Raw genomic sequence first — 24,416 nt, forward strand, 5'->3', positions numbered from 1 at the left:
ATTTATGTATTTTTTGAGTTCAGCTTTAAATACTTTTGTATAAAATTTTCAAATCATGACATTTCAGGAATTACAACCAAAAATAAGCGCTATAGTATCTGATAATAATAAAGTTAGAGACGAAAAACTATTAGCTGTATGCCAATTATTAAACGAAAATGTAGAATACTACAACTGGGTTGGTTTTTATTTTGCCAATCACGAAAACAAAACACTTCATTTAGGACCTTATGTTGGTGCCGAAACTGATCATACTGTGATTCCGTTTGGAAAAGGAATCTGTGGACAAGTTGCAGAAAGCAATGCTAATTTTGTTGTGCCGGATGTAAAAGCTCAGGATAATTACATTGCCTGCAGTTTGACAGTAAAATCAGAAATCGTGGTTCCGTTATTTGTAAACGGAGTAAATATTGGACAAATTGATATTGACAGCCACGTAATTGATCCTTTTACAGAAGCTGACGAAAGATTCTTAGAGTTTGTTAACCAAGAAGTTGCTAAATTATTCTAGAAGAACTATTTTTAATGTATAAAAAATAGGCCTGAATGAAAAAAAGCATTTTCATAGTATTCCTCTTTCTAATTTCAGCCAATCTATTTGCGCAGATTAACATGGTTTCGAAAAAAATTTTTCTTGACTCGTTAAATCATGAAACTACGCCTGAAAACTGCGTTTATACGAGAGTTATTACCAACTATTCTCAAAAAAGTGTGAGATATGTTGTTACAGATTTTTATAAAAACGGAAGAAAGAAAATGACAGGTGCTACTTTAGACAGAGATAATCTGAAAAAAGACGGAGAATTCATTTACTATTATAAAAACGGCGCAAAAGAAGCTGTCGTAAATTATTCTGAAGATCATAAATCCGGAAAGGAAATTAATTGGTACGAAAACCAAAGCAAAAAATCTGAAAAACAGAATATCTGGGATCCAAAAACAAAAAAATCCCAAACTTTAATTCTTAATTTTTGGGATTCGGATAAGACTCAAACCGTGACTGACGGAAATGGAGAATATGAGGAAACCGATGGTTTTATAACTCAAAAAGGTGTTGTTAAAGACGGTCTGAAACAAGGGATTTGGCAGGGAAATGATTTGTTACATAAAACTAGTTTTACAGACAATTATGACCGCGGAATTTTAATTTCGGGTATAAGTATTGATGAAAACAATATAAAATTTGCTTATTCGTCTTTAAGTGAAAAACAAACCGGTAAGAAAATTCAGAAATCAAAATAAATTGGTGTTCAGCAAATTTAGATTTAGTAATTCATAACAATATAAAAGAGAGTATTTTAAATAAAAAAAGGCCTTTTCAAATCATTAAAAAAGATTTTATTGCGTCTTATTTTTAGATTCTTTTATTTTTTTTTGATTTTTCTGTTTTTTTAATCTAATTTTGCACCCGTCTTACAAAAGCTGTACGACATACATAAAAATCATTAAATAATATTGGAATGTATTTAACTAAAGAAAAGAAAGAAGAAATTTTTGCACAACACGGTGGTGCTACAAACACTGGAAGCGCAGAAGGACAAATCGCATTGTTTACTTACAGAATTGGTCACTTAACTGAACACTTAAAAAGAAATCGTCACGATTACAACACTGAGCGTTCTCTTGTACTATTAGTAGGTAAAAGAAGAGCTTTGTTGGATTACTTGAAAAAGAAAGATATCAACAGATATCGTGAGATTATCAAAGTATTGAATATCAGAAAATAATCAATATAGAAAAGAGGTGCGAGAGTGCCTCTTTTTGTTTTTACATTACAGGCATTTACAAGAAAAAAAGTTTGGTTTTTCATTGGGTTTTAGATAACAACAACTACACACAACAACAACTACAACACAACTAAAACCCATTGTATAATCAAAAAGGAAAATTTATGATTCCACAAGTTTCACAAGAAATTATCGATTTAGGAGATGGAAGAAGCATCTCAATCGAAACTGGTAAATTAGCAAAACAAGCCGATGGTTCAGTTGTTGTACGTTTAGGAAACTGTATGCTTTTAGCAACTGCAGTATCTGCAAGAACATCAAACCCTGGTGTTGACTTTTTACCATTAACGGTAGATTACCGTGAAAAATTTGCTGCAGCAGGACGTTTCCCTGGAGGATTTTTCAAAAGAGAAGCAAGACCTAGCGATAGCGAAGTATTAACGATGAGATTAGTAGACCGTGTTTTGCGTCCGCTTTTCCCAGACGATTACCATGCTGAAACTCAGGTAATGATTCAATTAATGTCTCATGACGATGAAGTAATGCCAGATGCATTAGCAGGTTTAGCAGCATCTGCTGCATTAGCTGTTTCAGATATTCCATTTTACAACTTAATTTCTGAAGTACGTGTTGCACGTATCGACGGAAAACTAGTAATCAACCCAAGCAGAGCTGAATTAGAAAAATCAGACATCGATATGATGATCGGAGCTTCTTTAGATTCTGTTGCGATGGTTGAAGGTGAGATGAAAGAAATTTCAGAAGCCGAAATGGTTGAAGCAATTAAATTTGCTCACGAAGCAATTAAAGTTCAAATCCATGCTCAGCAAAAACTAAGAGCAAAACTTAGTTCTCAGGAATACAGAACTTACGAAGGTGAAGTTGAAGACGAAGCTGTTTACGCAAAAGTAAAAGCTGCCGCTTACGATAAATGTTACGCAATTGCTCAGGAAGCTTCTGGAAAAGCAGAAAGAGGAGAAAAATTTGCTGCTGTAAAAGAAGAAGCAAAAGCTTTGTTTACAGAAGAAGAATATGCTGAAAATGCAGAACTTGCAGGTTTAGTTGGAAAATATTTCTACAAAACAAACAAAGAAGCAGTTCGTAACGTAATTCTTGAAAAAGGAATTCGTCTTGACGGAAGAAAAACTACAGAAATCAGACCAATCTGGTGTGAAACTGATTATTTACCTTCTGTACACGGTTCTTCTTTATTTACACGTGGAGAAACCCAGGCTTTGGCAACTGTAACTCTTGGAACTTCAAGAGAAGCAAACCAAATCGATTCCCCATCTGAACAAGGTGAAGAAAAATTCTACTTACACTATAACTTCCCTCCTTTCTCAACTGGTGAAGCAAAACCATTAAGAGGAACTTCAAGAAGAGAAGTTGGTCACGGTAACTTAGCTCAAAGAGCTCTTAAAAATATGATTCCTGCAGATTGTCCTTATACAATTCGTGTTGTTTCTGAGGTTTTAGAATCTAATGGTTCTTCTTCTATGGCAACAGTTTGTGCCGGAACAATGGCTCTTATGGATGCCGGAGTTCAAATGACAAAACCAGTTTCTGGTATTGCAATGGGATTAATTACTGACGGTGAGAAATTTGCTGTATTGTCAGACATTTTAGGTGATGAAGATCACTTGGGAGATATGGACTTTAAAGTAACAGGAACTGCCGACGGTATTACTGCCTGCCAAATGGATATCAAAATCGAAGGATTGCGTTATGACATTATGGAACAAGCTTTAGCTCAAGCTCGTGACGGACGTTTACATATTTTAGGAAAATTAACTGAAACTATTGCAACTCCAAGACCAGAAGTTAAAGCTCATGCACCAAAAATTATTACCAGAACTATTCCTGGAAGTTTCATTGGAGCATTAATTGGACCTGGCGGAAAAGTAATTCAGGAATTACAAAAAGCTACTGGAACTACTATCGTAATCAATGAAGTAGACGAACAAGGAGTTGTTGAAATTTTAGGAACTGATCCTGATGGTATCAAAACAGTATTGGCTAAAATTGACGCGTTAACTTTTAAACCACAGGTAGGAGAAGCTTACGAAGTAAAAGTTATTAAAATGCTTGATTTTGGAGCTGTTGTAGAATATACTTCTGCGCCAGGAAACGAAGTATTACTTCACGTATCTGAATTGGCTTGGGAACGTACAGAAAATGTTGCCGATGTAGTTAAAATGGGAGATGTTTTCCAAGTTAAATATCTAGGAATTGACCCTAAAACTAAAAAAGAAAAAGTGTCTAAAAAAGCACTTGTTCCAAGACCTCCACGTGAGGACAAAAAAGAGTAATCAGATCTTAGTTTACTAAAGGTTTATTCATAGAAAACCCCAATTCATTTAGTTGAATTGGGGTTTTTAAATTTAATTATTGGCGATATACTATTCCAAACATTAAATTTTGTGAACCATAATTCTTTTCTACCTGGTCATTAAACAATCTATATGGCGACCACTGATAATGACATTGTAATCCTGTATTTCTATAATTCAGCTTAATTCCTTGCGATAGATAAAATGTAGTCAAAACTTCTTTTGTATGTTCTCCGTCTCCAAATTCTAATTCTTTTGGAGCATTATAAAAATTTAAAGCCAAACCAATTCCAGAATTCCATTCTAAATTAAAATCTGTTTTTCGTTGAGATAACGGAATAACTTTTGCAAAACGAGTCCCTATATTTATTGCAAAGTGACTTGATTTGTATTGCACAACAGAATCCCGATATTTAAAATTGACATTTACAGGGTTTTCTGGTACAAAAAAATTAAATCCAAAATCTACAAAATCTTCTCGATTTAACTTATTTCTAAACCAAAATCCAAATGAAGGCGAAAGGTCAAATTTATTAGAAAGTTTACCAATTGGCTGTACAAAACCAGCCTCAACATAAACTCTTTCATAATCATTAGATGAATTTTGAGATTGATTTTGAGCAAATGCAAATTCTGAAAACATTAGAACGAACAGTAATAAAAATCCTTTCATAATCTACCAGTTTAAAAAAGGCATTGACCTTTTATTATTTATATTCCAAAGTCCCAATTGAAAACCTTTTGAATTTGACTTGTTCAAAATTCCAATTTGCACACCTTTATTAATTCTGGTTTGATTAAAAATTCCCAAGTGCAATCCCTTTAATTGATACGATTGGTTATATATACCAACCGTTGAGCCTGTCAAATCATTATTTGCATTATAAATCCCTACTGAAAGTCCGTTTTGATGACCAATAATAGTTCCTAAAACAGTAACCGAAAATCCATTAAAATTGTTGAATTTATTTCCAGCAGAAATATTTAATCCGTTCATATTAGTCGTGGTAAGAAAACATCCCGTACTAATATTTAATCCATTCAATTTCAAATCAGGAGCACAATTCATATTCTTAATTTTATAATAATCTTCAGTATTTTTAACACTGTCTGATTTTTTATTATTCCGAATAATTTCCGGCAGATATACTAATGACATAAAAGCCATTAAAGCGCCTACAGCTGGTGCAGGATTAGCCTCTATATTTATGCCATTAATGATTTGATAATCGATATTTTTATTCTCCAAATGTCCTAGCCCTAATACAAGCCCGTTTACTTTATCTGTTTTTTTAGACATTGGCGAAAGACTGAAAATCTGCGAATGCAATGGTATCGAATCATTTGCAATTAAAACTGAATTCTGGGCATAACAACATCCAAAAACAAAATTCAGAACTATTAAAACCGATGTTTTCATAAATCATTTTATTTTAAAATTACAAAGTAAACGTATTGCATTTATCACATACTGATTTGTGCAAACCAATAAAATATTTTTATATATTTGCGATTATCGCAAATTATGAAACATCAGGAATTATTCTTAAAAGCTATTAGAAGTAAAATTTCTAAATCGAATTCATTAATTGAAGAAATTGCGACTATCCTGGAAATCAGTTATGATGCATCGCATAGACGAATATCTCAAAAAAGCAAATTCTCTATCGAAGAAACTATAAAACTGGCCAATCATTTTAATATTTCACTAGACACTTTATTTTCTGAAAAAGAAAAAGTTATTGTTGAGAAAACTATTGAAATTGAAACATTGAAAGACATGCTTCATTATTTCAGAACTTCAGCGCAACAGATTGAAATACTAACAAAAAACCCGCAAACAAAACTTTTTTATTCTGCCAAAGACATTCCGCTTTTTTACTTTATGGATGGGACAATCTTGTCAAAATTTAAGGCTTTTGTCTGGCTGAATCTTTTAAATACAAATCAAAAAAAAGTATCTTTTGAAAACTTTGTAATCGAAGAATCTTTTACAGAATATATGCAGATATTAAAAAAGTCTTATGAAAGTACGATAGTAAACGAAGTCTGGAACGACACTACGATAAACAGCAGCCTACAGCAGATTCTGTATTTTTACGAAGCTGGTTTATTGAATTTTAAAAACGCAAATGCACTTTGCAAAGACTTAAAAAGAATATTAAATGTCATACAGGATAAGTGCAACAACGATGGTAATTTCTCTCTTTATTATAATGAGCTAATATTACTAAATAACAACATGCTTATAGAAACTGAAGAAAAATTAACCATGTTTGTTCCTTATACTCTTTTGGGTTATTTTATTACAGACAACAAAAACAGCTGCGAAAATGTTCATCGGTTTTTTAAGCAGCAAATTCTTAACTCTGTTCCACTTGGACAATCAGGTATTAAAGAACAAAATCTTTTCTTTAATCGCGCCATTCGAAAAATAGATTATTATCTCGAAAAGATAAATTCGCAGGTCGATTTACTATTTTAATATTTAATTCGCTTCATTGTAAACCTGTTCAATTGCCTCAATAAATTTTATTTTTTTAAAGCAAATTCTGTTTTTTAGTCGATGAACGACAATAAATGAATAATTTAACCAAAAAAACACGACAATCTTTCTATTTTTTTAAAGAAATGAAATATCTTTAACCCACCAAAAATAAAACTATTAACCCTAAAAACCTTATTATGGACTTTAATGTCATTCAAATCACAAGAATTAATACTGAACCATTTTCTTTTACAGACAAAACCAACATTACTTTCCCTGTTCCTCCTTTAGCTTCTGCAAAAATTTATGACGATAATGGAGTAAAAACATTAAAAATCTGCGCCACTCTTTACATTAATTCTAAAGATTCACAAAATCCTGTAGTTGGAACACTAACTGAACATGTTAATATTGTCGAAATTTATTTTGATTATGACTGGGATGAAGAAACACCAGAAACTTATGATGTATGGTATGTTGAAATAGATTATAGTTCTCAAACTGTTGAAAATATTACTACTGTTATGTCTTATTTAAGAGACATTGATCCGGAAACATCAAGAGGTACTGAGACGACTGTAAAATATCCATGATAATTTATATTTGTATAGTATAAGGCATCGATAAAAATACTTTTGTCCAGATATTTTTGTAGATGCCTTTCTTTTTTACTTTTATAAAACAAATTATATGTTGAGAGCAAAACTAATTTTAATTCTGTTAATTTTATTCTTATGCTTTCCCGCTTTCTCCCAAGAAAAATACAATAACGTTTTATTAAATTCAGAACTTAAAATAAAAGTATTAAAATTTAAGGACGAAATTAATTTTAAAAAAGCGCAGCAATTTTTCTTTCAAAAAAACTGGGATTCCACTTTAGTATATTCTATGAAACAACTAAATTCCGGAAAAGCAAAAGAGCTGGCAGATTATTGTCATTTTTTGAGAGGAAGCAGTTTTAGAGAATTAAAACTTTTTGAAGAAGCCAAAACAGAACTTAATTTAATTTCGAGAAATTTTACCTTATATCCTTTAGTTTATAACAATTTAGCCATTACCTCATTAGAATTAAAAGACTTTAAAAAAAGTATTTTTTATTTTAATCAGCTCGAAAAACTTTCTGATAAAGACCAAAAAAAATATTATATCAAGAGTCTTCATGAAAATCTGGGACTTTGTTATTTGCACTTAAAACAATTTGATAAAGCAGAAGCTTATTTTTTAAAAAGCAGCGAGATTTTAAAAATAGAAAAAGATACAATTTCATTAATTGGCAGCTATAATAATATTGCAAATTTATATTATGAGCAGTATAAAGATAATTTAGCAATTCCTTATTTTGAAAAAGCTTATCTATTATCATCTAAAGTGAAAGATTTTGAAGTTAAAAGACAGACTTCAAAAAATATGGCGGTTGTTGAAGAAAACAGAAATAATTTTAAAAAAGCTTTAATCTACAGAAAAGAATCTGAGCAATGGAAAGATTCCCTAAACAATCAAAGCAAAATTTGGGCTTTGGCTGATTACGAAAAAAAATTCGCTGTGGCACAAAAGCAAAAACAAATTAAAGTACTTGAGGTTGAGAATAAATTAAAAAACACACAGCGAAATACTTTATTTTTCTCTTCAATTGGTTTATTGTTAATTTTAACTGGCGGTGTATATCTATATGCCCAAAAAGTAAAAAATGGCAAAACAATCTTACGTCAAAAAAACAAACTTGATGAACTAAATGCGACTAAAGATCAGCTTTTTTCTATTGTAAGTCATGATTTACGTTCATCTGTAAATGCATTAAAAAACAGTAATTCAAAATTATCTGCCACGCTTGAAACTAAAAATTACGACGAATTAAATCATTTAATTGTTCAGAACAGCAGTATTGCAAATGGAACTTATAGCCTGTTAGATAATTTGTTACACTGGGCTTTATTGCAAACCAAACAATTGTATTTTAATAAAGAATCGGTTCATTTATATTCTGTTATACAGCAAATAGAATACAATTACAAACCCTTATTGTTAGACAAATCAATTACGTTTCAAAATTCGGTTTCAAAAAATATATTCATTTTTGTTGATCTTGATTCTTTGAAGATTGTATTTAGAAATTTATTAGATAATGCTATTAAATTTTCAAAAGAAAATGGACAGATTATATTTTCAGGAAACGATATTGACTCTGATTTTTATCAGATTATAATTCAGGATACCGGAATTGGAATGAATGAAAATACTATTAACGAATTGCTTCAGGAAGGAGAATTACTGGCCAAAAAAGGCAATTCTGAAATTATAGGAACCGGTTTGGGTTTACAATTATGTAAACAAATGATAAAGAAGAATAACGGAACATTTAATATCGAAAGCGAACTAAACAAGGGAACTAAAATGATATTAACATTCCCAAAAACAAAATGAAATGGATAATATTAATGTTTTAATTATAGAAGACACTTTAGAACAGAGCGATGCGCTGGTAAAAGTACTAACAGACAACAATTATAATGTTGCCGGAGTTGCCAAAAATTATACAGAGGCACTGAAACTTTTTTATGAAAAATCTGTTGATATAATTATTATTGATGTTTTTCTTGATGGAAAACCAGAGGGAATAACCTTTGCAGAATCTATCAATATAATTCCGCATGCATCTAAACCATTTGTCTTTTTAACTAGTTCTCAGGACCGCCAGATTTTTGAAAGAGCAAAGCTTACAAAACCTTTCAGCTTTTTAATGAAACCTTTTAATGAACTTGAAATTTTGTATGCTATTGAAATGGCAGTTGAGAAGTTTTACGAACAAACAAATGTTTTCTTAAGTGAAGAACAAAATACTGTTATTAGTAATGATTCACTTTTTATAAAAAAGAAAAACTCTTTAAAAAAGGTAAACTTAGAAGATATTTTATATATCGAGGTTGAAGAGCGTTACTGCAATATCGTAACTGAAAAAGAGAAATTTGTAATTTTGATTTCGCTTACCAAAATAAGTGATTTGTTAGATAAAAATAAATTCATCAAAACACATCGCAACACAATTGTTAACACAGATAAAATAGAAGAGATCATTCTTGCAGATAATCTGATTATTTTGAAAGGAAATCATAAAATAAACCTAAGCGATACTTATAAAGATTTTATAAAAAAGATGAATATTTTATCTTAAACTAATTACCTAAATATCAATACGTATCCTCTCCCGTAGAGGATTTTTTATACTTATTTGAAAGAAAATTTTTAAAAATAACAAGCTTTAAATGCGCTTCATGACATAGAAAAAGGGTTTCGTGACATTTTCATATTTATAAAATGAGATCAAAATTACTTTTATCTCACCTAAGTCAAAAACATAACTAAACTATAGATGAAGATAGCATTAACGAGACAGCCTGAAATGAAACTTTTGCCAACTATAAAAAAAATAAAAAACAATCCGTGGGTTGGGATTGTAGTTTCACTGGCAATAATTATTCCCTGTTTATATAAAATTTTAGATGATGTTACAGTTTTACGATTCGAATATATTCTACTTGCAATTGCATTTCCTGTTTATATACGATCATTAAAAAAGATATTCGATGAAATCCTTAATAATACAGATGATTTCAACGATTAAGATTTAAATACACAATTCTAACTCCAATCAGATTATTAGTTAAAAACCCTAAATCATTATTGTGATTTAGGGTTTTTGTTGTATAAAAAATAACTTTTTATCACATTTTAACAGATATACGTTTTGTTTATAACCTTTTTTTAATAAATTTGAAAACCCCCAAAACAAATCACTAAAATCCTCTGAATCCTTTGAAAAATTATCAAAAAAAGTCCGCTTTCCTTATTTTATTTGGATTATTCTTAAACTTTTACACCATTCACAGTCAAACAAATAACGACATAAATGTTTACAATTGGTTTGACAAGACTGTTGGCAAAGATAATCTTGATTTAAATAACGGAGTACCACACATTAATCCATACCGATCTATTGGAGACAGCCATTTGTACTTGATTAACAAATATGAAATTGGAAAAATTGATTATGATGGCCAGAAATATTATGAAGTAAAACTTAAATATGATATTTACAGAGATATTTTAGTTTTAAATCCATATGGAGAATCTGAAAACATTGGAATAAATCTTAATCAAAGTAAAGTTGAAGCTTTTTCAATTCTTGATAAAAACTTTGTCAAAATTGACACGAAAAGTCAAACCGTTCCTGAATTTGTTCCGGGTTATTATGAAGAAAGTAAAGTTACCGACGATTTTACATTCTATATAAAACATCATAAGGACATACAAAAAACAGTTTCTGAGAATGGCATATTATATAGCTTTAAAGAAAACAACTCATTTTTTATTGATCTAAAAAACAATATTTATTTGATAAGAGGAAAAAGCGATATCATAAAATTATTTCCTGATCAGAAAAAACAAATCAATGGGTTTTATTTAATGAATAGAGAACTGCAAAAATCTGATTTAAATCAATTCATGAAAAATTTGATGAAATACATTTCTAATTCTCTTTCAATTCAAACCAAATAAGACAATGAAAAAAATTTTACTCGCCTTTATTATTATTTTATTCTCATTTCGATTGTCTGCACAAAATTCTAATGAGAAATTTTCAATCACTTTTAAAGATGAAACTTTAGAAAATGCCATTAAACGCATTGAAACTGCGACTTCTTATAAATTTTATTTTGATCCAACGTGGGTTAATGCTAATAAAGAATTAATTTCAGGAACGTATACTGATGCGAAAATTGACGATATTTTAAATTCAATTTTAAGCAAAACCGATTTGAATTATATTGTTTTAAAAAACAAAGTAATCCTTACTCTTAACAGTACAATTCACGATAGACTGCCATCAAATTATTTTAGTGATGCGCCAGTAGAAACGAATCAAAACAATGGAAATGATCATTCAGACAATCCTGTTTTCTATCAACAATATGATTCTTTAAACAGTTACAGCGTTACCAAAAAAGCTTCGATTGTTTTTATTGGAAAAGAAAACAAAGATGCTGTTAAAAGAAATTATACTGTTTCCGGAACGATACGAAATGAAGAAACAGGAAAAGCAGAACCTAACATTTACATTAAAGTAAGAGGCAAAAACATTAATACATCGACTGATCTTGATGGAAATTACAGCTTAATTCTGCCGCGCGGAATCAATGTTATTGAAATAAAATCTCTAAGCCACAAAGAAGTTGTGAGAACTTTAATGGTGTATGACGACGGAAAATTTGACATTGGAATCAATGAAAGATCGAACCAATTAGATGAAGTTGTCATTAAAAAGAAAGGACAAAAAACAACCGAAACTACTGTTTCTGGTCTAGTTTCTATAGATATTGAAGGCATTAAAAACGTTCCTTTAATTCTTGGAGAAAGAGATATCTTAAAAGTAGCAACAACATTTCCGGGTATTAAAACTACCGGAGAAGGATCTGCAGGATTTAATGTAAGAGGTGGAAAAGACGATCAAAACCTTATCCTCTTGGATAATGCTGTTTTATACAATCCGCAGCATTTTTTAGGTTTTTTCTCAGCGATAAATCCTTATACGGCAAAGAAAGCAGATATTTACAAAGGAAGTATTCCAGCAGATTTTGGAGGTAGATTATCATCTGTATTTGACATTACTACTAAAAACGGAAATCCCGAAAAATTCTCTGGTGAAGGCGCAATTGGACCAATTACTTCAAATCTTACCTTGAGTATGCCAATCGAAAAAAATAAATCGAGTATTATTTTTGGAGGACGAGCTACTTATTCTGACTGGATTTTAAAATCTCTTGATGATGAAAATTTAAAAAACAGTCAGGCAGGATTTTACGATGGAATTCTTAAATACAACAATCAAATTAATGCCAATAATAATCTTGAGGCAACTGCTTATTACAGCCATGACCGCTTTAGTTTAAGTTCAGATTCTATTTATAAATACAGCAACCGACTTGCTTCTTTAAAATGGGATCATACTTTCAGCAAAAAAAGCAAAGCTGCTTTAATTTTTACAAACAGCGAATACAAGTTTAATATTGATTATGATTCTAATGATATTAATTCATTTGATTTTGGTTATAAAGTAAACGAATCTCAATTGCAGTTAAAATTGAACTATCAGCTTAATCCTAAACATACTTTATCTTATGGTGTTGCCAGCAAATTATATAATATCTTGCCGGGTTATCAACATCCAAAGAGACCAGAGGCCACTTTAATTTCAAAAGATATTGAAAAAGAAAGAGCGCTCGAATCGGCACTTTATTTAGCCGACAGCTATAAGGTAAATGATAAATTATTACTCGATTTAGGATTACGATACTCTTATTATGCTTCTTTAGGAGAGGCCAATGTAAACTCGTATCAGGCAGGATTACCCTTGAGTGACGAAACCGTAACGGGAACAACTCATTATGGCAAAAATGAAGTTATAAAAACATATGGCGGATTTGAACCTCGCTTAGCAGCTCGCTATTTTATTACCGAAGATTTTTCGATAAAAGCTGGTTATGATGTAACACGTCAATATATTCACCTTTTATCAAGCAACGTTACACAATCGCCAACAGACACGTGGAAATTATCTGATTCTAATGTAAAACCGCAAACAGCACAGCAAGTTTCTTTAGGTTTATTTAAAACATTAAATGACGAAGAATACGAAGTAAGTCTTGAAGGATATTATAAAAAATCGAAAAACATTTTAGATTATAAAGTTGGTGCGCAATTATTACTAAACGAAAATGTTGAAACTGAATTATTACAAGGTGAAGGAAAAGCTTATGGAATTGAATTATTATTAAAGAAATCAACCGGAAGATTAAATGGATGGATTGGTTATACTTATTCTCGTTCTTTGATTAAATTAGACAGCCAGTTTAGTTCTGAAATTGTTAATAATGGTAACTTTTTCCCGGCAAATTTTGATAAACCTCATGATTTAAGTGCAATTTTAAACTACAGATTTACAAAACGCTATAGTTTATCTTCAAACTTCTTATATCAGACTGGGAGGCCAATTACATATCCAATAGGGACATTTCATTATGGAAATTCAGAATATACACTTTATAGCGACAGAAATGCTTATAGGATTCCAGACTATATCCGTTTAGATATTGGTCTTAATATCGAAGGAAATCATAAAATTAAAAAGTTAGCACATAGTTTCTGGAATATTTCAATTTATAATGTTTTAGGAAGAAACAATCCATACTCAATTTATTTTGTGACAGATCAAAACGGAAAAGTAAAAGGATATAAAACTTCTATTTTCTCGATTCCGGTACCAAGTATAACTTATAATTTTAAATTTTAATTCCATTTAGGATGAAAAATTTTAAACTACATAGTATTCTCATTTTCTTATCAGCTTTTATTTTAAACAGCTGTACAGAAGCATATCCGCTATTGACGAATACTTACGAAGAAGCATTAGTTGTTGAAACTACAATAACTAATGAGCTGAAAAATCAGGAAATAAAACTTACAAAATCTGCGAGATTCGAAGATGAAAAGTATCTTCCGGAAAGTGGAGCTGAAGTTTATATAACTGACAATTCAGGAAACAGATATGATTTTGAAGATCAGTCAGACAGATACGTGTCAACCGTAGCATTTCAGGCTGTACCCGGAATTCAGTATCAATTGCACATTAATACAAAAGACGGCAGATCTTTTGAATCATCACCAGAAGTACTTTCGACAGTAACCCCAATTCAAACTGTTAAAGCTGCAGTAGAAAAAGATAAAGAAGATAAAAGAGGTGTCGGCATTAGAGTAAACAGCTTTGATCCTACCAATAAATCTCATTATTATAGATATGAATATGAAGAAACCTATAAAGTTGTAGCACCAAAATGGGTTCGCACTAAAGCTGTTATCAATGCGAATGGAGCACTAACTTTTATTGACAATGATCCTAATACAAGGATTTGTTATGGAAATAAAAAAAGCACAAATGTTCTTTTATTAAGTACTACTGATTTAAAAGAAGATCGTGTCGATTATCTTATTCGCTTTATAAGCGATCAGGATTATATAATCACAACCAGGTACAGCATATTGGTAAAACAATATGTCGAAAGTTTAGCCGCATTTAACTACTACAGTACGCTGAAAAAAATATCGGGAAGTGCGAGTTTGTTATCTCCAACACAACCAGGAATTGTGTTAGGTAATATAAAATCTATAAAAAATCCAAGTGATAAAGTAGTTGGTTATTTTGATGTGGCTTCTGTATCAATAGAAAGAATCTATTTTAATTATGATGATTTATTTCTAGGCGAGGCACCACCTCCATTTTATACAGACTGTCAGGAATTTTGTTATGCTGATTATCCTTTTAGTCCAGATCCCTGCACGCATTCTCCTCCTTTTATAGATGATGTAATGCTAGGCACTGTTAACTATTATTTAAGTTCTCGATTCTATTATTGGGTATATGCTCCATGTGGAGACTGTACCACAATTGCATCAAATGTGAAACCAGCGTTTTGGGTAGATTAAAAATTATAAATTAAAAACTAAAAAATAGGTCTCTCAATAAAAAAAGAACTATTTTAAAATATATTATGAATATATCTTATAACAAAATATTATTAATTATAATGATCTGTTTTTTTGTAAATGGATGCACAGAAACTTATCCTTTGCTTACGAACACATACGAAGAAGCTATAGTGGTAGAAGCCACTTTAACAAATGAACTAAAAAATCAACAAATAAAAATAACAAAAACTTCCCGATTCGAAGACAAGAATATACAAGTAGAAAAAAACGCAGAAGTAATTGTAAAAGACAATCAAAATAATTCGTATTTGTTTCAAGAAAACTCTGGTGTCTATGTTTCACAAACTGCATTTCAAATTTTACCAGACAGACAGTATACTTTAGAAATTAAAACAAAAGACGGAAAAGTATACCAATCAAGTCCCGAAGTACTTCCAACAGTTAGCCCAATTCAAAGCATCGTTCCATCAGTTACCACAAACAAAGACAATCAGACTGGTGTTCAGATTAATGTTAATAGCTATGACCCAAACAGAACTTCAAAATATTATCGCTTTGAATATGAAGAGAGTTATAAAATTATAGCTCCAAGATGGTCATTATCAAAATTAGAAGTTACTGGACCTCAATCTGTACAGCTTGTTCCTAACTCATCAAATACCAGAACTTGTTACGCAGTTAAAAATTCAACCGATATTATTTTATTAAATACAAATGATTTGGGAGAAGATCGTGTAAACTATCCTATTCGCTTTATTGAAGAAGATAATTACATAATCGGTCATCGATATAGCATTCTGGTTAGACAATATGTCGAAAATTTAGCAGCTTACAATTTTCACAAAACAATGAGAGATATTGCCAGTTCTGCAAGTATTTTATCGCCGAAACAACCTGGAGTACTTTCTGGAAACATAAAATGCATAAGCGATTCTAACACAAAAGTTATTGGTTTTTTTGAAGTATCATCAGTTTCAGAACAAAGAATATTTTTTAACTATACTGATTTATTTCCCGGAAGACCATCTCCTTATTTTAATACCTGCGATGACATTCCATTTAGGTTTTGTTTTGCTGGAGAAGATTGCAGTGGAGAATCTATGATTTATAATATTGAACAAAATTTAATGACATATTCTTCAAATGCGGGCATAAACTACATTTTAGTAGACGCCGTATGCGGAGACTGTACATCATTTTCATCTAACGTAAAACCTTCATTTTGGATAGACTAAAACACATATTTTTATTGTTTGTATTAATTAATACACAATTAAGCAGAGCACAGCAAACTATTGCAGTAGATGAAACTGTTTTTATTCATACTAACGCAACAACACTGGTTTCGGGTGAAACTTTGCTGTACAAAATCTATTGCCTAAAAGCAACTGACAAAACACAAAGCAATATCAGTAAAGTTGCTTATGTAGAATTAGTTGATGATAGTAAAAAATCCGTTTTTAAAACAAAGATTTCTTTAGAAAATGCAAGCGGACAAGGCGATTATTTTATTCCGACAACCTTAAAAAGCGGAAGTTATAAACTAATTGGCTACACAAACTGGATGTTGAACAAGCCGGTTTCTGAGTTATTTCAATTAAACATCAATATTGTCAATCCTTATAAAGTTGATGAAAAAACTGTAGCTTCGAATATTTTAGCAAACGGCTCAAATATTTCTAATGAAAATTTGACAAACGAAAATGTTTTAATCAAACTCAATAAAAAAACATTTACAAACCGCGAATTTGTTGATTTAAAAATTCAGTCAGCAAATAAAAATTTCGAAAATGGAACGTATTCACTTTCAGTTCGAAAATTAGATAACATTCCTGCACAAAATAAAATTTCTGCAGTAAAATTTGCTTCAAATGTTTCTTATCCGTTTGTATTAGATTTACAAAAGCAAGACCAAAAAATAATTCTACCGGAACTTAGAGGCGAAATTATTTCAGGGAAAATCACTGCAAAAAATAATAATGATAAAGTTGATAACCTTTCCGTAGGATTATCAATTCCTGGAAAATCATTTGCTTTTGAAGTTGTAAAAACTGACGCAAAAGGAAACTTTATTTTCAACGTTAATAAAACCTTTTACACATCTAATATTGTTATTCAAATTATTGATGAAAAAGCAAATAATTATGATCTTGTTATAAACAATGCGCCAGAAATTGATTACTCTCAGCTATCTTTTGAAAAGGACTCAAAATTGTCTTATACATTTAAAGAAAGTTTATTAGAAAGATCAATTTCAAGTCAGGTTGAAAATGCTTATTTCCATAAAAAAGTTGATAATATTGAAAAAGCTCCAACATCAGAACCTTTTTATTATTCTACTGTAAAAGAATATATTCTTGATGATTATACACGATTTAAAACTTTAAAAGAAACAATCACCGAAGTTGCTGTCGAAATTTTTTCTAAACAAAAAGACGATAAACTTTTCCTTCATGTAAATGACCCTAGCATTTTTCCGCAGCTTCCAGAACCTGCTCTTGTTCTTGTTGATGGATTATATTTAGAAAATCAAAATGATCTTCTAAATTATAACATGAAAAATGTCTATAAAATTGAACTTACTGTTGGAAGATATTATGTTGGGGCAAAATCATTTAATGGTCTAATCAGTTTTACAACTTTCGACAGAGATTTTAAAAGCACTCAAACCGGTTCGTGGATTTCAAAACCAACTGTTTTAAGACCGCAGCCAAAGAAAATCTACAACAAAGTTAAATATGAAAATGCTGCTGACAATGAAAGAATTCCAGATTTTAGAAATCAATTATTATGGAATCCTGATGTTCAGTTAAACAAAGATTCTGAAACTTCATTCTACACTTCAGACCTTTCCGGGACTTTTGAAATAAGATTGGAAGGGTTTACTAAGACCGGAATTCCGGTTTCTATCAAAGAAAATATTGAAGTTCAAAATGCAGTTTCAAATTAATTGAAAAAAAAATATTCTTTATAAAAATTCGTAACTTATTCAAAACCTGTCTGTTTCCAGACAGGTTTTTTATTTTTTAAAAAAAACAAATTATTTTTGATACAAATTGTAACTTTTTTGATACTTCATACGTATAACTACTTGGACACTTAAAAATTGAGGAGACAAATAAGATGAGACAACTTAAAATCACCAAGCAGGTAACTAATCGTGAAACTGCATCGTTAGATAAATATCTACAAGAAATCGGAAAAGTTGACCTAATTACCGCTGATGAAGAGGTAGAATTAGCACAAAGAATAAAGGCTGGTGATCAAAGAGCTTTAGAAAAATTAACAAAAGCCAACCTACGTTTCGTTGTATCGGTTGCTAAACAATATCAAAATCAAGGATTAACTCTTCCTGATTTAATTAATGAAGGAAACCTAGGTCTTATCAAAGCAGCACAGCGTTTTGATGAAACTCGTGGTTTTAAATTCATTTCTTATGCCGTATGGTGGATTCGTCAATCGATCCTTCAGGCTCTTGCAGAGCAATCACGTATTGTTCGTTTACCATTAAACAAAATTGGTTCTATCAATAAAATCAACAAAATGTATGCATTATTAGAGCAATCTAATGAGCGTCCGCCTTCTGCTGAAGAAATTGCAAAAGAACTTGACATGACTGTAAATGACGTAAAAGAGTCTATGAAAAACTCTGGTCGTCACTTATCAATGGATGCACCTCTTGTTGAAGGTGAAGATTCTAATCTTTATGACGTATTACGTTCTGGAGAATCTCCAAACCCAGACAGAGAATTAATTCATGAATCATTACGTACTGAAATTGAACGTTCATTAGAAACATTAACGCCAAGAGAGGCTGATGTTGTACGTTTGTATTTTGGTCTTGGTGATCAGCACCCAATGACTCTTGAAGAAATTGGAGAAACTTTCGACTTAACTCGTGAGCGTGTTCGTCAGATTAAAGAAAAAGCAATCCGTAGATTAAAACATACTTCTAGAAGTAAAATCCTTAAAACTTATTTAGGATAAATAATATTTGTTTCAGATTTAAAGTTTCTAGTTGTTTTTTGTAACTTGAAACATAAAACTCGAAACCTTGTAAAGCAAACAACAGTTTGATTGACTGTTCGTTTTTTGATTGATGATTGAAACTCCGGCTGATTACCGGAGTTTTTTATTTTTACTGAATTTTTTTTATCGCAAAAGCACAAAGAAATTACGCAAAGTTTGCTCAGTTTTTTATTTAAGGTTATTCAAGAACAGGAAGTTCACAAAGTTTTGCATTTCTGTATGCTTATAAAATAAAGAACAAAACTTAGTGAACTTTGCGTAATTTCTTAGTGCACTTTGCGGTTAAACTTTATCTTTGTTATAAAACAACTACACAATGAAAAATACATTTATTGCTCCTTCTGTTCTTGCGGCTGATTTTGCCAATTTACAACGCGATGTCGAAATGATAAACAACAGTCAGGCCGACTGGTTTCATATCGATATTATGGATGGAGTTTTTGTTCCCAATATTTCATTCGGAATGCCCGTTTTAGAAGCTATTTCAAAACATGCAAAAAAATATATTGATGTGCATTTAATGATTATTGATCCCGATCGATACATTAAAACTTTTGCAGATTTAGGCGCAAACGGTTTAACTGTACATTATGAAGCCTGTACACATTTACACAGAACACTTCAGGCCATTAAAGCCGAAGGAATGAAAGCCGGAGTAGCTATTAACCCTCATACCAATATTGATTTATTAGAAGATGTAATAAACGATATTGATTTAGTTTGTGTTATGAGTGTAAATCCAGGTTTTGGAGGACAGTCTTTTATTGAAAACACTTATGATAAAGTAAAAAAACTTAAAGCTTTAATTACACGCAAAAACGCATCAACTTTAATCGAAATTGACGGTGGTGTAACCAGCAAAAACGCAAAACAATTAGTAGAAGCAGGAGCAAATGTTTTAGTTGCCGGAAGCTTTGTTTTTAAAGCAGAAAATCCAACAGACACAATTGCAGATTTAAAAGTCCTTACTACTTTTTAAGTTTTTTAAATTGGGAAAAAAGTCAATGCCGGTCATTTTTTCTATAGTTTCAATAGGAACTACAAAATCATAAATTGACTCATTACTATCTTTATTGGGAACCAGAAAAGCAATTGCTTTATGTTCTTTTCCTGATTTTGCTAAAACAATTTTATAAAAATATTCAGGAACAGAAACCTTTTCTGTTCCTATTTTTTTATCTGAATCTTTCAAAACGCCTCCCGTTACTACATAAATATCATTGTATTTATCAGCCCAATAACGTGTTTTTTGTTCGATTCTGTTCCAAATTCCACTATTAAAATCGTGTCTTTGCGGCGAAATATTCGATGTATAAAAAGTGTCATTATAAGCCTCTTCGCTAAATTCCATATCGCCGGCTGGACAAAGATGACCTTTATCATAACCCGATTTTTTATAATTTCTCCAATCAGCAGAACCTGTAGTTACTTTTGGATCTTCTATAAAATAGGGCCGTTTGTAATTTCCGTTTTTCAGGTATTCTTTCTTTAATTCATATGCAACCCATTCAGCCTGTTCAAATTTTTCATTATAAGAAAGTGTATAATATTTATGCTTTACAATTTGGTTTGTAGTCGAAGTTGGCTGATAAGAAAGAGAATATAACCCTTCACCAGATGCATTGCTTTGATCAGAAATAAATGAATTTTGTTCTTTTACTACTTCTGCATTTGATATGTTTTCCTTTTTGCAGGAAAGCAGCGTGAATACTAATAAACCACAAACTAAAATACTTTTCATAAATATTATTTTAATTTTCAAACTTAAAAAAAACGCTTCATAAATTTTACTTTAAGAAGCGTTTTTAATAACAAATTAAATTTTTTAATTCTTTAAGATTTTACCAATTTATCTTTTTTCATTTTAGGAGAAACACCCGCTTTTACTAAAGATTTAGATTGTAAATCATCTAAAACATTTAAAGCTTCTTCAACATAAACATCTTTAGATAATGCCTGGTGCCAAGCTTCTCTTTTTTCTTTTAATGTTGGATCGTTATTCATTTCAACCTCTTCATAAGGCAATGATTTAAAAACTAAATTGTTTCTATAATCTGAAATTGGTTTGTATTTCTTTCCCTCATTTTCAACCTGCTCCTGAGTTTGTTTAAAACTATTGATATTCAGGCTGTATGTGTTTTCTTTGTTTTTAATATCGATCCATTTTGCATTGTCTTCAATTAATTTAAACTGAGCACTTTGAGCAATTCTGTTTCTACTTTTCTCAATAGCTTTGCTAAAGTTTTCATTAGAAGTCCAAGTACTGTAATCTGCAGGATCAATTTTATCCCAAGGCATTGCATTATCAATATCACGCTCTCCCATTTTTAAGTAAGCATAACGATCCGGCATAACAACATCACTATGCACACCTTCTAATTGAGTAGAACCTCCATTAATTCTGTAGAATTTTTGACCCGTAATTTTCAAAGCCCCCAAATCTCCATAATTTGCATTACGAACAAACTGGTTCAAATCCAATACATTTTGTACCGTTCCTTTACCGTAAGTTTGTTTACTTCCGATAATAACTCCACGTTTATAATCCTGAATTGCAGCTGCCAAAATCTCAGAAGCCGAAGCAGAGAAACTGTTCACCATAATTACTAATGGTCCGTCCCACTCTATTTTTTTATCTTTATCGTATAAAACTTCTTTCTTTTTTCCTGCAGATTTTACCTGAACAATTGGTCCTTCTTCGATAAATAAACCTGCGATATCAACAACTGTAGAAAGAGATCCTCCACCATCATCACGAACGTCAAGAACAATTCCGTTTATATTCTCTTTTTTAAGTCTTTCTACTTCAAGAGCGATATCTTTTCCGGCGTCACGGCCATCTTTATTTTCAAAATCAATATAGAATTTCGGAAGATAAATAACGCCGTATTTCAATCCGTTTTTCTCAACGATACTAGATTTTGCATACGTTTCTTCAATTTCAACAACATCTCTGATAATTGAAATTACTTTAATACTTCCGTCAACTTTTTTAACTGTAAGTTTAACTTCTGTTCCTTTGTGACCTTTAATTTTTTTCACAACATCATCAAGACGCATTCCAACGACATCAACAGGTTCTTCATTTCCCTGGGCAACTTTCAAGATTAAATCCCCCGCTTCAAGTTGTTTTCCTTTCCATGCTGGTCCTCCGGAAATTAATTCATCGATTTGAGTAAAGTCATTTTTCTTAGTTAATCTTGCACCAATTCCTTCCAGTTTTCCGCTGATATTCACATCAAAACGATCTTTTTCTTCTGGAGCAAAATAACTTGTATGCGGATCAAAACGTGTCATAATTGAATTCAAATACACTGAAAACCAGTAATCTTTATTCAAATCTTTAATAACACTGAAATTATCATCAAGAGATTTTAATGAACTTTCGCGTGTTTCTTTTTCTAAAGTTTCAAAAGATTTTTCCTGATAAGAAGGATCTTTTTTCTTTTTTTCCTCTTCAATTTTTTGTTTAGTTACAAGCGAAGAAAGTGTAGACAACTTAATTTGTTTTCTCCATCTTTCATTAATTTCAGTCAGATTTTTAGCATACGGAAGATGCTCATAATCTGCATTAAAAGTTTCTTCTGTATTATAATTAAAAGGCTGCGCTAAAATCGTTTTGTAACGTTTTTTGCTTTCTTCCATTCTTTTCATTAATCTCGTATAAGTCAAATTAAAGAATGTCAAATCTTTGTTCAAAAACTGATCGTCAAGCATCAACTCATATTGCTTAAATTCATCAATGTCAGACTGCAGGAAAAATCTCTTCGAAGGGTCTAATGCCTCGATATAATCTTTAAAAATACCTTTTGAAAATTCGTCATTAATTTCAGCCGGACTGTAGTGTCCTTTTTCAATAACGAAAGCCAGTAATTCTAAAAGTGTCTTGTCTTTATTTGGATCCGGATCATCATTCTTGTCGGCATTTATTTTAAAAGCAAACAGGGTCAAAGACAAGCATAATACGGCTATAAGTATTTTATAATTTCTTTTCATAAACTTAATAATAGCATTCATCAAATTTTTTAATCTAAGTTACGGTAAAAACTATGCCAACATGCCAAGATCAGTATAATTTTTTGTTAAAGATATAAAAATGTTTGTTGCCTAAAAGTCTTCTGGAATTTAGTTTACAATTTTTATTTATTTGTTAGTATTCTACCAAAATCTGTTACTACATTTGCCCTAACAAGCTTTAATTTTGATAATTCAAAAATGTAAAACGCAGCATGAAAGACGAAAAACCACTCATATTAGTAACAAATGACGACGGAATTCTTGCTCCGGGAATACGAGCTTTAATTAGCGTTATGGAAACCATTGGCGATGTTGTGGTGGTGGCTCCGGACAAACCTCAAAGTGCAATGGGACATGCCATCACAATAAATAACACTTTGTTTTTAGACAAAATTTCTAAAGATGATGACACAATTACAGAATACAGCTGCTCTGGAACACCTGTCGATTGTGTAAAACTGGCAGTAAATGAAATTTTAAAACGTAAGCCGGACTTATGTGTTTCGGGTATTAATCACGGATCAAATTCTTCTATAAATGTAATTTATTCAGGAACAATGAGCGCCGCTGTCGAAGCCGGTATTGAGGGTATTCAGGCGATTGGTTTTTCTCTTTTAGATTTTGACTGGAATGCCAATTTTGAACCCGTTAAATCTTTTGTCAAAAAAATAGCTTTAGAAACCTTAAAAAATAAACTTCCACCCGGAGTAGTTTTAAATGTCAACTTTCCAAAATTAAACGAAAAAGACATTAAAGGAATAAAGGTCTGCCGTCAGGCGAAAGCGTATTATGCCCAAAAATTTGATAAAAGACAAACTCCTTACGGTAAAGATTATTACTGGTTAACTGGGAAATTTACTAATGAAGATAATGGTGAAGATACAGACGAATGGGCACTTGAAAACGGATATATTTCGGTAGTTCCCGTTCAGTTTGACTTAACCGCACATCATACAATGCAGCAACTTAACACCTGGAAATTAAATGGATAATAAAAAAGAAATCTTAATTGGATTTTTAGTCGGAATTTTTACTTCGCTTCTCGGAAGTTATTTGTTTATCACTTTTTTTACAAAGTTTGATATTTCGACAGGAATTCAAGCCCTAAGACAAATGGGTTATTTAGGAAAAGTAATTACAATTGGAACTGTTTTAGACCTTGCCGTTTTTTTACTTCTTTTACAAAGAAATAAAGAAATGATGGCCCGAGGCGTGATTTTGGCCGTGATCGTTCTGGCAATTTCGACTATAATTATTTAATCTTATCTTTGTGCTGCAATAAAAATT

The 24,416-nt window shown here is 31.1% G+C and carries 22 protein-coding genes; 18 read left to right on the top strand and 4 right to left on the bottom strand.

The genetic code is table 11. From position 1 onward, the window contains the following. Positions 1-55: 55 nt before the first annotated feature. The 4 genes from BUC29_RS02360 (at position 56) to BUC29_RS02375 (ending at position 4,036) form a co-directional block, all read left to right on the top strand. Positions 56-511 carry a GAF domain-containing protein gene (locus BUC29_RS02360; protein ID WP_073412988.1) on the top strand — a complete coding sequence of 152 codons (456 nt, stop codon included), beginning with the start codon at positions 56-58 and terminating at the stop codon, positions 509-511. 35 nt (positions 512-546) lie between these two features. Next, positions 547-1,242, top strand: coding sequence for a toxin-antitoxin system YwqK family antitoxin (locus BUC29_RS02365; RefSeq protein WP_073412990.1), 696 nt, complete (start codon positions 547-549; stop codon positions 1,240-1,242). 218 nt (positions 1,243-1,460) lie between these two features. Beyond that, positions 1,461-1,727 (top strand): 30S ribosomal protein S15, encoded by a 267-nt coding sequence (rpsO, locus tag BUC29_RS02370; RefSeq protein WP_073412992.1) that lies wholly within the window; start codon positions 1,461-1,463, stop codon positions 1,725-1,727. A gap of 164 nt (positions 1,728-1,891) precedes the next feature. Further along, positions 1,892-4,036 carry a polyribonucleotide nucleotidyltransferase gene (locus BUC29_RS02375; RefSeq protein WP_073412994.1) on the top strand — a complete coding sequence of 715 codons (2,145 nt, stop codon included), beginning with the start codon at positions 1,892-1,894 and terminating at the stop codon, positions 4,034-4,036. Positions 4,037-4,112: 76 nt separating this feature from the next. On the opposite strand, the gene BUC29_RS02380 is transcribed toward BUC29_RS02375, so the two are convergent. Next, the gene (locus tag BUC29_RS02380; protein ID WP_139260383.1) at positions 4,113-4,730 is read right to left on the bottom strand and encodes a hypothetical protein; all 618 of its coding nucleotides are present in this window, start codon (positions 4,728-4,730) and stop codon (positions 4,113-4,115) included. 3 nt (positions 4,731-4,733) lie between these two features. Continuing rightward, positions 4,734-5,477 carry an LA_2272 family surface repeat-containing protein gene (locus tag BUC29_RS02385; RefSeq protein WP_073412997.1) on the bottom strand — a complete coding sequence of 248 codons (744 nt, stop codon included), beginning with the start codon at positions 5,475-5,477 and terminating at the stop codon, positions 4,734-4,736. A 105-nt stretch (positions 5,478-5,582) separates the two neighbouring features. On the opposite strand from BUC29_RS02385, the gene BUC29_RS02390 reads away from it, so the two are divergent. The 12 genes from BUC29_RS02390 to rpe all read left to right on the top strand — a co-directional run bounded on the left by BUC29_RS02390 (position 5,583) and on the right by rpe (position 20,091). Continuing rightward, entirely contained in the window at positions 5,583-6,542 is a 960-nt protein-coding gene (locus BUC29_RS02390) for a hypothetical protein (protein ID WP_073412999.1), read from the top strand. A 200-nt stretch (positions 6,543-6,742) separates the two neighbouring features. Continuing rightward, positions 6,743-7,138 carry a hypothetical protein gene (locus BUC29_RS02395; protein WP_073413001.1) on the top strand — a complete coding sequence of 132 codons (396 nt, stop codon included), beginning with the start codon at positions 6,743-6,745 and terminating at the stop codon, positions 7,136-7,138. A 295-nt stretch (positions 7,139-7,433) separates the two neighbouring features. Beyond that, a complete protein-coding gene (locus tag BUC29_RS02400; RefSeq protein ID WP_244160743.1) occupies positions 7,434-8,966 on the top strand; it encodes a tetratricopeptide repeat-containing sensor histidine kinase in 1,533 nt (510 codons plus the stop codon). Position 8,967: 1 nt separating this feature from the next. Beyond that, positions 8,968-9,714, top strand: coding sequence for a LytR/AlgR family response regulator transcription factor (locus BUC29_RS02405; RefSeq protein ID WP_073413005.1), 747 nt, complete (start codon positions 8,968-8,970; stop codon positions 9,712-9,714). A gap of 198 nt (positions 9,715-9,912) precedes the next feature. After that, positions 9,913-10,164 carry a hypothetical protein gene (locus BUC29_RS02410; RefSeq protein WP_073413007.1) on the top strand — a complete coding sequence of 84 codons (252 nt, stop codon included), beginning with the start codon at positions 9,913-9,915 and terminating at the stop codon, positions 10,162-10,164. Positions 10,165-10,355: 191 nt separating this feature from the next. Then, positions 10,356-11,099, top strand: a complete 744-nt coding sequence (locus BUC29_RS02415) for a hypothetical protein (protein WP_073413009.1) — start codon at positions 10,356-10,358, stop codon at positions 11,097-11,099. Positions 11,100-11,103: 4 nt separating this feature from the next. Beyond that, complete coding sequence (locus tag BUC29_RS02420) at positions 11,104-13,890, top strand: TonB-dependent receptor (RefSeq protein ID WP_073413011.1); 2,787 nt, start codon at positions 11,104-11,106, stop codon at positions 13,888-13,890. Between the two features lie 11 nt (positions 13,891-13,901). Further along, positions 13,902-15,080: a DUF4249 domain-containing protein gene (locus tag BUC29_RS02425; protein WP_073413013.1), complete on the top strand. Its 1,179-nt coding sequence runs from the start codon at positions 13,902-13,904 to the stop codon at positions 15,078-15,080. A 101-nt stretch (positions 15,081-15,181) separates the two neighbouring features. Further along, positions 15,182-16,318 carry a DUF4249 domain-containing protein gene (locus BUC29_RS02430; protein WP_244160745.1) on the top strand — a complete coding sequence of 379 codons (1,137 nt, stop codon included), beginning with the start codon at positions 15,182-15,184 and terminating at the stop codon, positions 16,316-16,318. Positions 16,319-16,332: 14 nt separating this feature from the next. Then, a complete protein-coding gene (locus BUC29_RS02435; RefSeq protein ID WP_244160746.1) occupies positions 16,333-18,033 on the top strand; it encodes a hypothetical protein in 1,701 nt (566 codons plus the stop codon). A 173-nt stretch (positions 18,034-18,206) separates the two neighbouring features. Beyond that, positions 18,207-19,070, top strand: a complete 864-nt coding sequence (locus BUC29_RS02440; RefSeq protein ID WP_007804760.1) for a sigma-70 family RNA polymerase sigma factor — start codon at positions 18,207-18,209, stop codon at positions 19,068-19,070. 358 nt (positions 19,071-19,428) lie between these two features. Next, the gene (rpe, locus tag BUC29_RS02445) at positions 19,429-20,091 is read left to right on the top strand and encodes a ribulose-phosphate 3-epimerase (protein WP_073413019.1); all 663 of its coding nucleotides are present in this window, start codon (positions 19,429-19,431) and stop codon (positions 20,089-20,091) included. Here the strand turns inward: rpe and BUC29_RS02450 are convergent. Together BUC29_RS02450 and BUC29_RS02455 are read right to left on the bottom strand one after the other, a co-directional pair. Beyond that, complete coding sequence (locus BUC29_RS02450; RefSeq protein WP_073413021.1) at positions 20,068-20,853, bottom strand: DNA/RNA non-specific endonuclease; 786 nt, start codon at positions 20,851-20,853, stop codon at positions 20,068-20,070. The genes rpe and BUC29_RS02450 overlap by 24 nt on opposite strands. A 92-nt stretch (positions 20,854-20,945) precedes the next feature. Further along, entirely contained in the window at positions 20,946-23,129 is a 2,184-nt protein-coding gene (locus BUC29_RS02455; protein ID WP_073413023.1) for a carboxy terminal-processing peptidase, read from the bottom strand. Between the two features lie 212 nt (positions 23,130-23,341). Here BUC29_RS02455 and surE point away from each other — a divergent pair, with 212 nt between their 5' ends. Together surE and BUC29_RS02465 are read left to right on the top strand one after the other, a co-directional pair. Next, positions 23,342-24,121: a 5'/3'-nucleotidase SurE gene (surE, locus tag BUC29_RS02460; protein WP_073413025.1), complete on the top strand. Its 780-nt coding sequence runs from the start codon at positions 23,342-23,344 to the stop codon at positions 24,119-24,121. After that, complete coding sequence (locus BUC29_RS02465; protein WP_073413026.1) at positions 24,114-24,389, top strand: hypothetical protein; 276 nt, start codon at positions 24,114-24,116, stop codon at positions 24,387-24,389. The genes surE and BUC29_RS02465 overlap by 8 nt, the downstream gene beginning before the upstream one ends. Positions 24,390-24,416: the final 27 nt, after the last annotated feature.

It is taken from the genome of Flavobacterium defluvii, assembly GCF_900129555.1.
In the GTDB taxonomy this organism is placed as follows: Bacteria; Bacteroidota; Bacteroidia; order Flavobacteriales; family Flavobacteriaceae; genus Flavobacterium; species Flavobacterium defluvii.